We start from the raw sequence: 12,882 nt of genomic DNA, 5'->3' as shown, positions 1-12,882 counted from the left end.
TCTGTGGGAGCGGGCTTGCTCGCGATGCTGACGGCTCGGTCTGTCAGACAACACCGGGCGATGCTATCGCGAGCAGGCCCGCTCCCACAGTGGTCACGCCGAGCGTTCCATCACCTCGCTCACCGTCAAATCCCGCATCAACAACCCGTAGTTCAAGTCCACCTGTTCGGGGATCGGCAGGTACACCGTGTGGCCATCACCCGGCGCCACTTGGGTCGGCAAGCCTGCACTGTTAAGCAAACGTTCCAGATCAAAGTGATAGTTGCCGTGGGGTGTCATCAGCTCCAGATGATCGCCCAAAGCAAATCGGTTTTTCACTTTGACTTCGGCCAGGCCGTTGCGACGCTCACCGGTCAATTCGCCGACAAACTGCTGACGATGGGACAGCGAGCTGCCATGCAGGTAGTTCTGGTATTCATCGTGTACATGGCGGCGCAAGAACCCTTCGGTATAACCACGCTGGGCCAGTGACTCCAGATCGGTCATCAGGCTGCGATCAAATTCACGACCTGCCACTGCATCATCAATCGCCTTGCGATATACCTGAGTGGCGCGCGCGCAGTAAAAGTGCGACTTGGTGCGGCCTTCGATCTTCAGCGAATGCACACCCATCTCGGCCAGCCGTGCCACATGCTGCACGGCGCGCAGATCCTTGGAGTTCATGATGTAAGTGCCGTGCTCGTCCTCGAACGCGGTCATCGGTTCATCCGGGCGCTGGGATTCGTGCATCACGAATACTTCGTCAGTGGGTGCACCTACGCCCAGGGTAGGCTCAACCACATTGACGATATTGCCCAGCTCGTTTTCTGTACCCGGTCTGGCCTCGTACTTCCAGCGGCAGGCATTGGTGCAGCTGCCCTGGTTGGCATCTCGCTTGTTCATGTAGCCAGATAACAGGCAGCGCCCGGAGTAGGCCATGCATAGCGCGCCATGTACGAAAATCTCCAGCTCCATATCGGGTACTTGCTGACGGATTTCTTCGATCTCTTCCAGCGACAACTCCCGGGACAGGATGATGCGGCTCAGGCCTTGCTGGCGCCAGAATTCAACACTGGCCCAGTTCACGGTATTGGCCTGCACCGACAAATGAATCGGCACATGGGGGAAGTTTTTGCGCACCAGCATGATCAGCCCCGGGTCGGACATGATCAGCGCATCCGGTGCCATGGCAATCACCGGCTCCAGATCCTTGAGAAAGGTACGCAGCTTGGCGTTGTGCGGGGCGATATTGACCACCACGTAAAAACGCTTGCCCTGAGCCTGGGCTTCGGCGATGCCAATGGCCAGGTTGGTGTGGTCGAATTCGTTGTTGCGCACGCGCAAGCTGTAGCGTGGTTGGCCCGCATACACCGCGTCGGCGCCATACGCGAAGGCATAGCGCATATTTTTCAGGGTGCCGGCAGGGGCGAGGAGTTCGGGCGGAGCAAGGCGCATAGTCAGTTCGTTCGCAAAAAAGGCGCGATGGTAGTCGAGCCCTTGCTCCCGGCTATTGATCTGGATCTATGCTTTGCGCGGCCAGGTCAGCATCACAATGCCCGCGACCACAATCAGGCCGCCGATGATCTGGCCGCTGCTGAGCAACTGGTCAAGAATCAGCCAGCCAAACAGCAGGCTCGCCACCGGTTCGACGTTCATTACCGGTGCGTTGCGGGCCATGTTCAGCCGCGTCATGCAGATAAACAACAGGCAGAAGCCCAGCCCGTAAAGCGCAACCAGAAAGGCCAGGGCTGTCCAGCCGGTAGACGAGGAGGGCAGCGACACCCCGCCCGGCAGCACCCCGCTGACCCCGGCCAGGGCTGCCGCACAAAATACGATAAGCATGGTCAGCATGCTACGCACCGTACCGCGCAGGCTCGAGAGTTTGTGATCGGTGATCCATAGCGCACAGGCAAACACGCAAGCAGCAGCAAAGCCGAAGAGGATGCCTTCGAGCCACTGTGCCTCGGTACTGTGCTGGCTGGACAAACGCTCGGGCACGTCGAGGGCAAACACCAGGCCGCACATGATCAACCCCATCAGCAGTGCCGCCCGCAGGGTGGGTGCCGCACCGCCCAGGGCCCAGGTCAGCAGTACCAGCAGGATCGGCGCCATATTGCCGATCAACAATGCCAGGGCCACGGGGATACGGGCCACGGCTGAATAAATGCAGAAGCTTTGTGCTGCGATCAGCAATCCCAACAGCAATTGCCAACGCCAGTTGGCGGGGGGCAGGCGGGGGCGTTCACGCTGCCACAGCACCAGGCCGGTCAATACCAGCAAGGTCACGCCAGCACGACATAGAATCGCCAGCAGCAAACCGGTGTCGTGGTCGAAGGCAATCCGGGCGGCGATATGATTGCCCGCAAAAGCGCAGGCCAGCAGTACCAGAATCAATACTGCGATATGGCGGGGGAACAACGCAGGAGCAGACATAAGCAACCAGCCTCCTTGGCTGGAAATAGAGCCGCTTTAATATCCCTGTGGGAGCGGGCTTGCTCGCTCCCACAGGGGTAAGGCGGGGTTACAGCACCAGGTTTGGCAACCACAGCGAGATGGCCGGAACGTAGGTCACCAGCATCAGCACCATAAACAGTGCCAGGTAGAATGGCAGCAGTGCTTTAACGGTGTTTTCGATGGTGACCTTGCCCACGGCTGCACCCACGAACAGCACCGCGCCCACCGGCGGTGTGATCAGGCCGATGCCCAGGTTGACCAGCATGATCATGCCAAAATGTACCGGGTCGACACCGATACCGATGATCACCGGCAGCAGGATCGGGGTGAGGATCAGGATCAGCGGCGCCATGTCCATCACGGTGCCCAGCAACAACAACATGACGTTGATGCACATCAGGATCACGTAGCGGTTATCCGACAGGGTCAGGAACGCGGTGGTGATCTTCATCGGGATTTCCATCAGCGTCAGGATGTAACCGAAGCTGGCAGCAAAGCCGATCAGGATCATTACGATGGAAATGGTACGCACCGCCCGATGCATCAGCTTGGGCAGATCACGCCACTTGTAGTCGCGGTAAATGAACATGGTGACGAAGAACGACCACACCACCGCGACCGCCGCCGACTCGGTGGCAGTGAAGACGCCAGTGAGGATGCCGCCAAGGATGATGACCATGGCCATCAGGCCCCACATCGCTTCACCGGCGATTTTCAGCGCGGTGCGCAGCGGGATCACTTCACCCTTGGGGTAGTTGCGTCTGCGCGCAAAGATCATGCACAGGCCCATCATCACTGCGCTGAGCAACAACCCCGGCATGATCCCGGCCATAAACAGCGAAGCAATCGATACCGTGCCGCCCGCTGCCAGCGAGTACAGCACCGAGTTGTGGCTGGGCGGGGTGAGCAAAGCCTGTACCGAGCCGCTGACCGTTACCGCCGTGGAGAACTCACGGGGGTAACCGGCGCGCTCCATTTCCGGAATCAGTACCGAGCCCACGGAAGCGGTGTCGGCGACGGAAGAGCCGGAAATCGCGCCAAAGAAGGTCGAGGCGACGATATTGACCAGCGACAGGCCGCCGCGCACAAACCCTACCAGTACCCCGGCAAAGGCCACCAGCCGACGTGACATGCCGCCTTCGGCCATGATGGCACCGGCCAGGACAAAAAACGGGATGGCCAGCAGCGAGAACTTGTTAACCCCGCCAGCCACTTGAATCATCAGGGCATCGAACGGGATATCGATCCACCAGGCGCCGACCAGTGCCGACAGGCCCAGCGCGTAGGCGACCGGCATGCCGATAAGGATCAGGGCGATAAAACTGCCCAACAATACGAAAGCGTCCATTTATACGGCCTCTTCGCTGGCTTCTACAATGTCGAACCGCACGGCACGGCGGTGGCTTTGGTCACCCAGGAAGAGTTTTTCCAGGACGAAGATCAGGGTCACGATGCCGCCCAGCGGGATAGGCAAATAGGAGATGCCTACGCGCAAACCCGGCATTTCGCCAAGAAACTGGTTCCAGGTGGTCGCGCACAGTTTGAAGCCCTTGACCGTCATGAACAGGCAGACGATGACCATCAGGATTTGCACCAGCACCGCGGCCAGTTTGCGGACATGGGCCGGCATGCGCTCGACCGCCATCGCCACTGCCATATGGGCACCGGCACGGTAGCTGGCGGCAGCGCCAAAGAAGGTAAACACCACCATCAGCAGAATGGCGGTGGGCTCGGGCCAGCTGGAGCCGCTGCCCAGCACGTAGCGGGCAAAAATGCCCCAGGGGATGATCAAGGTCATGGTCAGCACCGACAAACCGGCGATCCCGATGCAGGCCCTGTACAGCAAGTCATTAAAGCGCAGTACGGTATTTTTCATGGGGCTCACCACTACGCGGCAAACGGGCTTGCGCCCGTTGCGGCGGCGTTATCGGACTGGCTTATTGGACGGCTTCGATGCGCGAGATCAGATCTTTGTAGTTGGCACCGTACTTGTCGCGAACCGGCTGGGTGGCGTCGTAGAAGGCTTTTTTCTGCTCCGGGGTGAGGGTGATGAATTCCACGCCTGCGGTCTTGAGCTTGGTTTCGCTCTCCGCGGATTTTTTGTCCCAGATCACTCGCTCTTCCATTTGCGCTTCACGGGCCAGTTTTTGCACCAGGGCTTGTTGCTCGGGGCTGAGTTTGGCCCAGGTGGTCTTGGCGATCACGATCGGCTCGGGGAGGATCAGGTGGTCGGTCCAGGTGAAGTACTTGGCGTTCTGGTAGTGGTTGTGCTCAAGGAAGGTCGGCGGGTTGTTCTCTGCGCCATCGATCACGCCGGTCTGCAGGGCGCTGAAAATCTCGCCGGTGGCCATGGCAATGCCATTGCCGCCCATGTCGTTGATGGTGTCGATAAATACCGGGTTGCCTTGTACGCGGATTTTCATGCCTTTGAGGTCGGCAATCTCACGTACCGGTTTTTTTGTGTACAGGTTGCGTGTGCCGCCGTCCATCCAGGCCAGCGCGACCATATTGAAGTCGGAGTTGGTGATTTTATCCAGCATCTCCTGGCCGATTTCGCCGTCGATGATCTTGCGCATATGGGCTTGGTCGCGGAACACGAACGGCAGGTTGAAGGCATTGGTTTCCGGTACTACCGGACCAAGGATGCCGAGGCTGACCCGGGTCATCTGCACCGCGCCGGACTGCAATTGTTCGACTACTTCTTTCTCTGAACCCAGTACGCCACCAGCAAACATCTTGAAAGAAATATCGCCGTTGCTCTGTTCCTGAAGCTTTTTGCCCATTTCCTGTTCGGCCAGCACCGGCGGATAGCCAGTGGGATGAACCTCGGCGAACTTGATCTTGATTTCGGCCTGGGCCACGCCTGAGAGGCAGAAGGCCAGGGGGAGAGCAGCAATCAGCAGGGTGCGTTTGAAATCCATGGGTCACTCCAAATATTGTTTTTGTTATTTCAAGGTGTTGGATCGGTTGTCAGTTATTCAGTAGTGGCTCCGGCAAGCCCTTGACCCCGGGGCGGAGGGCAAACACGCCTCCTGCCAACGGCTGGTCGGCGAGATCGCCTGCAGGGCGGATCGAGGTCACAAACAGGGTGTCCAGATCAGCGCCGCCAAAAGCGCACATCGCCGGTTTTTTCACGGGTACGGTCAGGGAGCGGTCGAGCTTGCCTTGCGGGGTAAAGCGATGGATCAGCCCGGCATCGTTGCCGCAAATCCAGTAGCAGCCCTCGGCATCCACGGCGGCGCCATCGGGGCGACCCGGGTGCTCGCTCATGTCCACAAACAGGCGACGGTTGTGAGGGGTACCCGTGTCGGTGTCGTAGTCAAAAGCCCAGATTTTTTGCACGTCCGGGTGTGAGTCCGACAGGTATAAGGTTTTGCCATCGGGGCTGAACGCCAGGCCGTTGGGCACGATCAAGCCCTGCAGTTGCGCAGTGAGCGGCTCGGTCTGGCCTGCGTTGTAGCGGTACATGGCGCCCACCGGGGCGCCGGCGGCCATGTTCATCACCATGGTGCCCGCCCAGAAGCGGCCCTGGCGGTCGCAGCGGCCATCGTTGAAGCGCATGCCTGGCAGGGCGTGGGTCACGCTGGCCAGCAAACGACTGTCGAGGCTGCCATCGGCGTGAGGGGTGATAGCGAACAGACCGTTTTCCATCGCGGCGATCCAACTGCCATGACCTGTCTGAGCAATGCAGGCGAGCATTTGCGAGGCTTGCCAACTGTGCTCTTTACCATCGGCGGGGCTCCAGCGATGCAAGCGTTTTGCCGGGATATCCACCCAGTAAAGTGCCTGCTCCGCGATGCTCCAGACCGGGCTTTCGCCGGTGGCATTACGTGCATCGAGAATCAGTTCAGCTGTCATGATGCCTCGACCTCTGTGATCTTGTTTTGGTGGCAGGGGCGTATTTATTCGTCGCCAAACGGGCCGGCAGCCACGAAGGCACCGCCCTGGTAAACCATGCTCGGGTCATTGGCCGCAGGCATCGGCTGAGCTTCGATCTTGTCGCGAAACACTTCAGAGGTGTCCCTGGGCTCAAAACCCAGGTGGGCGGCATAGCGGTTGTCCCACCACACATTGAGGTTGTTGGAGGCGCCATAGACCACGGTGTGGCCGACATCCGGCGTGTACAGCGAGCGCTCGAGCAGCTGTGTAAGGTCAGCAAAGCTCAGCCAGGTGCTCATCATCCGGCGGTTTTGCGGCTCGGGGAACGAGGAACCGATGCGGATGCTGACGGTTTCGATGCCATAACGATCGAAGTAGAAGGTGGCCATGTCTTCGCCATAAGACTTGGACAGCCCGTAGTAACTGTCAGGCCGGCGCGGGGAGTGGGCATCCAGGGTCTGGTCCTGTTTGTAGAACCCGATGACATGGTTGGAACTGGCGAAAATCACCCGTTTGACGCCATGCCGGCGTGCCGCTTCGTAGATATGGAAAATGCCGCTGATATTGGGGCCGAGGATCTCTTCGAACGGGCGCTCCACCGAGACACCGCCAAAGTGCAGGATGGCGTCTACCCCTTCAACCAGCTGGTGGACGGCCTGTTTGTCGGCAAGGTCGCAGATGAGCACTTCCTCGCGGCTGTCGGCAGCGGGAGCCATTGCGGCGATATCTGAAAGTCGCAGCACCCTGGCGTAGGGCTTGAGGGTTTCGCGTAGCACCTTCCCCAGACCGCCAGCAGCACCGGTGAGGAGAAGGCGATTGAAGGGGGTTTGGACAGTGTGTGTGGTTGTCATCAAAGGGCCCTGTCGTACTTGTTATTGTCAGTTGTCGTATGACTTGGGTTGGATTATTCACAGTCATTGCGGTGGTTGTCAATGCACAAGTGATCTGGATTATTCACCAAAAGCACCCTCTCCCAAAGGGAGAGGGGACTAAAGGCAAAAGCAGTTCTGCGTAACACCACACATCAGCCCCCTCTCCCTTTGGGAGAGGGCAGGGGTGAGGGTCGCAAGCGCCCCCCGATGGCACAGACATGACTTACAGCAACGACAACGGATAGCTGATAAAGATGCGGTTTTCGTCGAATTCGTGGGTGCTGTAGTCGCGCCGGATACTCGCATTGCGCCAGCGCAGGTTAAGGTCCTTGAACGTACCGGCCTGTACGGTGTAAGCCAGTTCCGATTCGCGGCCCCATTCCTTGCCATCGGTGATGCTGCCGGTGTGGATGTTATCGCCACTGATATAGCGGTTCATCATGGTCAGGCCGGGGACGCCGAGCACCGCGAAATCCAGGTCATGACGCACTTGCCAGGAGCGCTCCTTGGCCAGGTCATAGCTGGAGTTGTAGCTGTCGTTGGCCAGGGTTCCGCCGCTGGTGCCATTGACCCTGAACCAGCCATCGTCGCCACTGATTTTCTGCAGGCCCACATACAGAGTGTTGCCCTTGTATTTGGCCGACAGCAGGGCGTAGGCGGTTCTATTGTCCAGGTCCCCCGCCAGTTTGTTACCGTCTTCCTTGCCCCAGAAATAACCGAGGTTTGCGCCCAGCGTCACATCGCCAACAGGTTGGCTGTGCAACACGTTTAAAAATTGCTGCTGGTAGATGTCTTCCAGCTGGGCATACCACAGGCCGACCTGGGTACGCTTTTCATTGAAGCTGTAATCACCGCCGGCAAAGTTGAAGCGATCGGAGGTAAAGGCACCTTTGCCGTTGAGCGACATGTCTTCCATGCTTGCGTCGTTACGCGGGCTGTTGGCGCGGAACTGGCCACCGTAGAGGTTCAGCCCGGCGATTTCTTTTGAAGTGATCTGGCCGCCACGGAAGGTTTGCGGCAAGGAGCGGCCATCGTCCGAGCGCAGGATCGGCAGCACCGGCATCCACTCGCCGATTTTCAGTTCCGTATTGGAGATTTTGGCCTTGGCCGCAACACCCAAACGACCAAAGTTATCGGCGGGCTCACCATCGCTGTGGGTCGGTAACAGTTGAGTACCGACCGTGCCCTTGCCGCCCTCGAGTTTTTGCGAGTAAAGCCCCAGTACATCCACTCCGAAACCGACAGTGCCCTGGGTAAAGCCGGACTTGACGTCGAGAATGAAGTTTTGCGTCCACTCTTCGGCCTTGCTTTGCGGGTAGTCAGGGTTGGTATAGTTGCGGTTGATGTAGGCGTTGCGCAGGTTCAATGTAGCCTTGGTGTCATCGATAAAGCCTTCGGCCATACCGCTGACGGGCAGCGCCAGACCCATGCTGCCAAGGCCCAGCAACACCAGCGAGCGGGTACCACGGGAGGTTCTTGAGCAAGTGAACAGGGAGGGGGCACAGGTAGGTGTGATCATCCGTAGAGCTCCTGAGTATTATTATTTTTGTTATCTGTCGTCGTACAACCAGGCAGATTATTTACAGAGTGTCTAGGGAGTTGTCAATGTCAGCGGCTACACTGCGTGCACCAGATTCCTACTCGCATCACTGACATGGATGGCTCATGAACGAAACAAGTCTGCAACGTAAAACCCTGCTCCTGTTGCTGGCCTTGGTCACAATTGCATTCATCTGGATTTTATTGCCGTTTTATGGCGCGATTTTTTGGGCTGTTGCCCTGGGGATTCTGTTTGCACCCCTGCAACGCAAGCTGCTACTCAAGCTAAAAGGCCGACGCAACCTGGCAACTTTTACCACGCTGGGGGCCTGTACGGTGATCGCGATCATTCCGGTCATCATCACCACGACCTTGCTGGTGCAGGAAGTGGCAACGCTCTACAAGGATGTTGAAAGCGGCAGAATCAACGTCGCCAGCTATGTCATGCAGTTCAAGGATATCCTGCCGGCCACCGCCCAGGACTGGCTTGACCGTTTCGGCATGGGCAATATCGACGGGCTGAGCGAGAAAGTATCCAAGGGTGCACTCGAAGGCAGCCAGTTTTTTGCCACCCAGGTGTTCAGCTTTGGTCAGAGCACCTTTGATCTGGTGGTGAGCTTTTTCATCATGTTGTACCTGCTGTACTTCTTTATTCGTGATGGCCAGCAAATGGTGCGCACCATCCGCAACGCGGTACCGCTTGCCGAACAGCAAAAACGCCTGTTGCAGCTCAAATTGCGCCGTGTGGTCCGGGCCTCGGTCAAGGGCAACCTGGCGGTGGCCATTACCCAGGGGGCATTGGGCGGGGTGATTTTCTGGGTACTGGGCATTCACAGCGCGCTGTTCTGGGCGGTGCTGATGATGTTCCTGTCGCTGTTGCCCGCCGTGGGTGCCGGCATCGTCTGGGCACCGGTCGCGGTTTACTTCGTAGTGACCGGCTCGGTCTGGCAGGGTGTGGTGCTGGCGCTGTATGGGGTCTTTGTGATCGGCATGGTGGACAACGTGCTGCGCCCCATCCTGGTGGGCAAGGACACGAAAATGCCGGACTTCCTGATTTTGATCTCGACCCTGGGCGGCATGGCGATCTTCGGCCTCAATGGCTTTGTGATCGGGCCATTGATTGCCGCCCTGTTCCTGTCCAGCTGGGGCCTGTTCAGTGGCACCCGGCGCAAGGTGCGGTTGCCAGCCGATATCCCGTCCGGCGATTAACGGAAGCTGTAGGAAACCCCCACGTAGGCGCCCCTGCCTTCACCGGGGGTGGAGCGCGCGGCGTCCAGTCCCTTGTCGTCATACCCTGGCGTAACCGTAGCGGCATAGCGCTCGCCGCTCAGGTTGCGCAGGTCGAGCCAGGCTTGCCAGTCCTGCTTGGGGGCGTTGTAGCCCAGGGTTGCGCCCCAAAGCATATAGGACGAGGTGTAATACGAGTTGGCGTAATCCACCGCCATGCGTGAGGCAACCTGGGTGTTCACCCCGGCATAGAAGCCCTGCGGATGGTCATAGCGTACTTCGGCCTGGTAGTAGTGTTGCGGGATCCCCGGCAACTTGTTGTCGCCAAAGCGCTCGTCGTCACGGTAATGGAAGTCGCTGAAGGTGTAGGCCTGGCGCAGGGATACCTTGCCCACTGCTTGTCTTTCCCACAGCAGGCTGTTGAGTCCTGCTTCGATGCCTTGGTGCACGGTGGGGCTGGCGTTGGACTCGCCGACAATCGGGCTTTGGGTGAGAGTGGCGGCCTGGGTTTCGACGCTCAGCAGTTCATGGCGCACGGCCGAGTAATACCAGGCCAGATCCCACTGTCCGAGCCACGAATCGCCACGGGTGCCCAGTTCCAGAGTAGTAGCAGTTTGATTGTCCAGCGACACGGGGGTGCTCTGGCGACCGGTAGCCGGGCCACTGTTGACCGGGAAGGTAAACGGCGAGCCCCAGATCATCGACCACGGGTGCGGCGGCTCAACCGAACGGCTCAGGTTGGCGTACACCTGCAGGTTCGGATTGAACTCGTAACGCAGGCCAACACGGGGCGCGTAGTCCCAGTCATGCTGGCTGACCTTGCCACCGCTGTCGGGGTAGCTCACGTCGCTCTCGCGGCGGGTGTAGATCAGCGCCATGCCGGTGGTCAGCCACAGGTCGGGGATTAGTTCCAGATCATTGCTGGCGTGCAGCACGGTGTCGGAACCCTGGTAACTGAAGTCGCGAATCTTGGTGCCCGGGGCATAGCCTGCAGTGTTGCCCACAGGGATACGCACATATTCCGATGCACCACTGTTGGGCAAATGCTTGGTGTTGCGCAGGCCCACGGTGGTGTTGCTTTCGAGGCCGAACAGGGTGTCGCGGCGCTTGTAGTTGAGCGTGCCGCTGACATCGGTATAGGCAACTTTCAAACGGTTAGGGCCTTCTCGCAGATCCATCGGGTAGTCGTGATAGACCAGGCCCACTTCCAGCTGCGAATCGTCATCCAGGTACATCGTGGTCTTGTTGCCCAGCCAGGTACTGCCGGGTTGCGGGCGGCTGTAGTCCCCTGCCACATAGGCCGGGTTGGCTGCGCGAGGGTGATGCTTGATATTGTCTTTGGTCACGCGCCCGGCCAGTTCGTTATCGGTTTCGCGATAGCGCAGGTAGAAGCGGGTTTCCAGTTGTGGACTGAAGCGATAACCGACATTGGCTGCGATGCCTTTGCTGCTGCCAGCGGTATGGTGTTGATAGCCGTCGGTGTCTGAGTCGGTCAGGGCGACATAGTAGTCCAGATCCCCCAGAACCTGCCCGGAGCTGATCTGGCGTTTCTGATAGCCATAGCTGCCCGTTTCGTAACGCACCTGCAATGGCGCGGCGTCGTAGCCGGTGTGGGTGACGTAGTTGATCGAGCCGCCCAGGGCCAGCGAGCCGGTGTCGAAGCCATTGGCGCCGCGCAGCACTTCGGCGCGGCTCAACCATAGCGGTTCGAACAGTTCGTAGGGCGTACCGCCGGGGCCGGTCAGGGGCAGGCCGTCGAACATCACGTACAGCCCCGATCCGTGGGCGCTGGGGGCGCGGTTGATGCCCGAGCCGCGCACCGAGACCTTGGCCCCGTCATTGCCCGCCGATTGCGCGTATACCCCTGGCTGGTAGGCCAGCACATCGGCATTGCTGGCGGTGCGACCGTTTTCGACGCGGGCCATATCGATCAGGTTGCTGGCGCCGGGCACTTCATTGAGTGCGTTCTGGGCGGCTTCCAGTTCGCTGCTTTCTTCGCTGCGTACCTGCACCTCATCCAGTTCCAGGGCACTGCCGTAGGCGGGGGTGGCACTGAGGAGTGCCAAAGGTAAAAGCGAGGAGAACACGGATCGCATTAATGGAGCTTCCAGATCGATGGGCGGGCGGCGCGCCAGCCTATACAAGCCCGGAATCACTCGCAACTGTCACGGTTGCAATCCAGTTGTGGGAGCGAGCCTGCTCGCGAAGCTGCAAGCTCACGCTTTTTCGGGATTTATCGCACAGGTTTGGCAATTGCTGGAGGTCTGATGCGGGGCCTATAGTGGGTGCTCGCCGATAAGGCGACCGGGTTTGGCGATCCGCAGTAACTTTAAATAAGTACATAATTGCTATTTACGGTTGAGCGTGTAATTTGCTCGAAATGTTTTATGGCAGTTGTACGTGGGAGATCTTCGGGTCTGCCGGGTTTTCTTAAAGTTACCGGTTCGCCAACCCACGTACAGCGGCCACCTTTTTTGTTTGGCGACAAAAATGGATGGCTAAATCCAACTTTAAGAGACTTTCTTATGACGAATTCACCGTATATCCCGTTAACAGCCATCGACTGCACCATCCCCGCGTTATTGATCGATCGTAGCGCTCCCCTCGATGTGCTCCATGCCAACGCAGTCGCCCGCGTTCTGGCTGTAACTCAACTGATGGAATCGTTCTCCAGCCGCGAAGTGCAGCAGGCCGATTCGGTTGATCTCAAACATCTGGCCACGGTTTCGGCGCAATTGCTGCGCGATGGTTGTGATCTGCTCGATGTGCTGGGCTGGCGCTTGCGGCCCGCTTGATCGTGTTTGTTTAACTGATACGTTGAGTACATATCCGGCATTTGTGTCTAACTGAAATAGTGGTTTCGCCCTTACGGCGAGTCCCTTTTTGAAGGACCAAAAAGGAACCAAAAAGTCCTCGCCCCATCGTACGGCCT

11 protein-coding genes are annotated in these 12,882 nt (G+C 58.7%); 2 read left to right on the top strand and 9 right to left on the bottom strand.

The window, feature by feature from the left end:
* Positions 1-93: 93 nt before the first annotated feature.
* The 8 genes from yegQ to GHO03_RS15430 all read right to left on the bottom strand — a co-directional run bounded on the left by yegQ (position 94) and on the right by GHO03_RS15430 (position 8,703).
* Positions 94-1,434: a tRNA 5-hydroxyuridine modification protein YegQ gene (gene yegQ, locus GHO03_RS15465; RefSeq protein ID WP_133144927.1), complete on the bottom strand. Its 1,341-nt coding sequence runs from the start codon at positions 1,432-1,434 to the stop codon at positions 94-96.
* A gap of 66 nt (positions 1,435-1,500) precedes the next feature.
* Positions 1,501-2,412, bottom strand: a complete 912-nt coding sequence (locus GHO03_RS15460) for a DMT family transporter (protein WP_153400154.1) — start codon at positions 2,410-2,412, stop codon at positions 1,501-1,503.
* Positions 2,413-2,500: 88 nt separating this feature from the next.
* Positions 2,501-3,781, bottom strand: coding sequence for a TRAP transporter large permease (locus GHO03_RS15455; RefSeq protein ID WP_095002109.1), 1,281 nt, complete (start codon positions 3,779-3,781; stop codon positions 2,501-2,503).
* The gene (locus GHO03_RS15450) at positions 3,782-4,309 is read right to left on the bottom strand and encodes a TRAP transporter small permease (RefSeq protein ID WP_095002108.1); all 528 of its coding nucleotides are present in this window, start codon (positions 4,307-4,309) and stop codon (positions 3,782-3,784) included.
* Positions 4,310-4,370: 61 nt separating this feature from the next.
* Positions 4,371-5,354: a TRAP transporter substrate-binding protein gene (locus GHO03_RS15445; RefSeq protein ID WP_095002107.1), complete on the bottom strand. Its 984-nt coding sequence runs from the start codon at positions 5,352-5,354 to the stop codon at positions 4,371-4,373.
* 49 nt (positions 5,355-5,403) lie between these two features.
* Positions 5,404-6,291, bottom strand: coding sequence for an SMP-30/gluconolactonase/LRE family protein (locus GHO03_RS15440; RefSeq protein WP_153379995.1), 888 nt, complete (start codon positions 6,289-6,291; stop codon positions 5,404-5,406).
* A gap of 44 nt (positions 6,292-6,335) precedes the next feature.
* The gene (locus GHO03_RS15435; protein ID WP_153327512.1) at positions 6,336-7,163 is read right to left on the bottom strand and encodes an NAD(P)-dependent oxidoreductase; all 828 of its coding nucleotides are present in this window, start codon (positions 7,161-7,163) and stop codon (positions 6,336-6,338) included.
* A 244-nt stretch (positions 7,164-7,407) separates the two neighbouring features.
* A complete protein-coding gene (locus GHO03_RS15430) occupies positions 7,408-8,703 on the bottom strand; it encodes an OprD family porin (RefSeq protein ID WP_153400153.1) in 1,296 nt (431 codons plus the stop codon).
* A gap of 146 nt (positions 8,704-8,849) precedes the next feature.
* On the opposite strand from GHO03_RS15430, the gene GHO03_RS15425 reads away from it, so the two are divergent.
* Positions 8,850-9,932 carry an AI-2E family transporter gene (locus GHO03_RS15425; RefSeq protein WP_095002103.1) on the top strand — a complete coding sequence of 361 codons (1,083 nt, stop codon included), beginning with the start codon at positions 8,850-8,852 and terminating at the stop codon, positions 9,930-9,932.
* Here GHO03_RS15425 and GHO03_RS15420 read toward each other — a convergent pair.
* Positions 9,929-12,046: a TonB-dependent receptor domain-containing protein gene (locus tag GHO03_RS15420; RefSeq protein ID WP_133144929.1), complete on the bottom strand. Its 2,118-nt coding sequence runs from the start codon at positions 12,044-12,046 to the stop codon at positions 9,929-9,931. The two genes, GHO03_RS15425 and GHO03_RS15420, sit on opposite strands and share 4 nt — an antisense overlap.
* A 429-nt stretch (positions 12,047-12,475) precedes the next feature.
* On the opposite strand from GHO03_RS15420, the gene GHO03_RS15415 reads away from it, so the two are divergent.
* The gene (locus GHO03_RS15415) at positions 12,476-12,745 is read left to right on the top strand and encodes a short-chain dehydrogenase (RefSeq protein ID WP_133144930.1); all 270 of its coding nucleotides are present in this window, start codon (positions 12,476-12,478) and stop codon (positions 12,743-12,745) included.
* Positions 12,746-12,882: the final 137 nt, after the last annotated feature.

The organism is Pseudomonas sp. FSL R10-1339 (assembly GCF_009600545.1).
Classification (GTDB): Bacteria; Pseudomonadota; Gammaproteobacteria; order Pseudomonadales; family Pseudomonadaceae; genus Aquipseudomonas; species Aquipseudomonas bubulae.
The sequence above is the reverse complement of the archived record's forward strand: the minus strand, read 5'-3'. Positions and strand labels throughout refer to the sequence as shown.

Bases quoted from the DNA above. Each gene is read 5' to 3' on its own strand.
- GHO03_RS15415 (WP_133144930.1), top strand. From the start codon at position 12,476: ATGACGAATTCACCGTATATCCCGTTAACAGCCATCGACTGCACCATC.
- GHO03_RS15460 (WP_153400154.1), bottom strand. From the start codon at position 2,412: ATGTCTGCTCCTGCGTTGTTCCCCCGCCATATCGCAGTATTGATTCTG.
- yegQ (WP_133144927.1), bottom strand. From the start codon at position 1,434: ATGCGCCTTGCTCCGCCCGAACTCCTCGCCCCTGCCGGCACCCTGAAA.
- GHO03_RS15440 (WP_153379995.1), bottom strand. From the start codon at position 6,291: ATGACAGCTGAACTGATTCTCGATGCACGTAATGCCACCGGCGAAAGC.
- GHO03_RS15450 (WP_095002108.1), bottom strand. From the start codon at position 4,309: ATGAAAAATACCGTACTGCGCTTTAATGACTTGCTGTACAGGGCCTGC.
- GHO03_RS15445 (WP_095002107.1), bottom strand. From the start codon at position 5,354: ATGGATTTCAAACGCACCCTGCTGATTGCTGCTCTCCCCCTGGCCTTC.
- GHO03_RS15420 (WP_133144929.1), bottom strand. From the start codon at position 12,046: ATGCGATCCGTGTTCTCCTCGCTTTTACCTTTGGCACTCCTCAGTGCC.
- GHO03_RS15425 (WP_095002103.1), top strand. From the start codon at position 8,850: ATGAACGAAACAAGTCTGCAACGTAAAACCCTGCTCCTGTTGCTGGCC.
- GHO03_RS15435 (WP_153327512.1), bottom strand. From the start codon at position 7,163: ATGACAACCACACACACTGTCCAAACCCCCTTCAATCGCCTTCTCCTC.
- GHO03_RS15455 (WP_095002109.1), bottom strand. From the start codon at position 3,781: ATGGACGCTTTCGTATTGTTGGGCAGTTTTATCGCCCTGATCCTTATC.
- GHO03_RS15430 (WP_153400153.1), bottom strand. From the start codon at position 8,703: ATGATCACACCTACCTGTGCCCCCTCCCTGTTCACTTGCTCAAGAACC.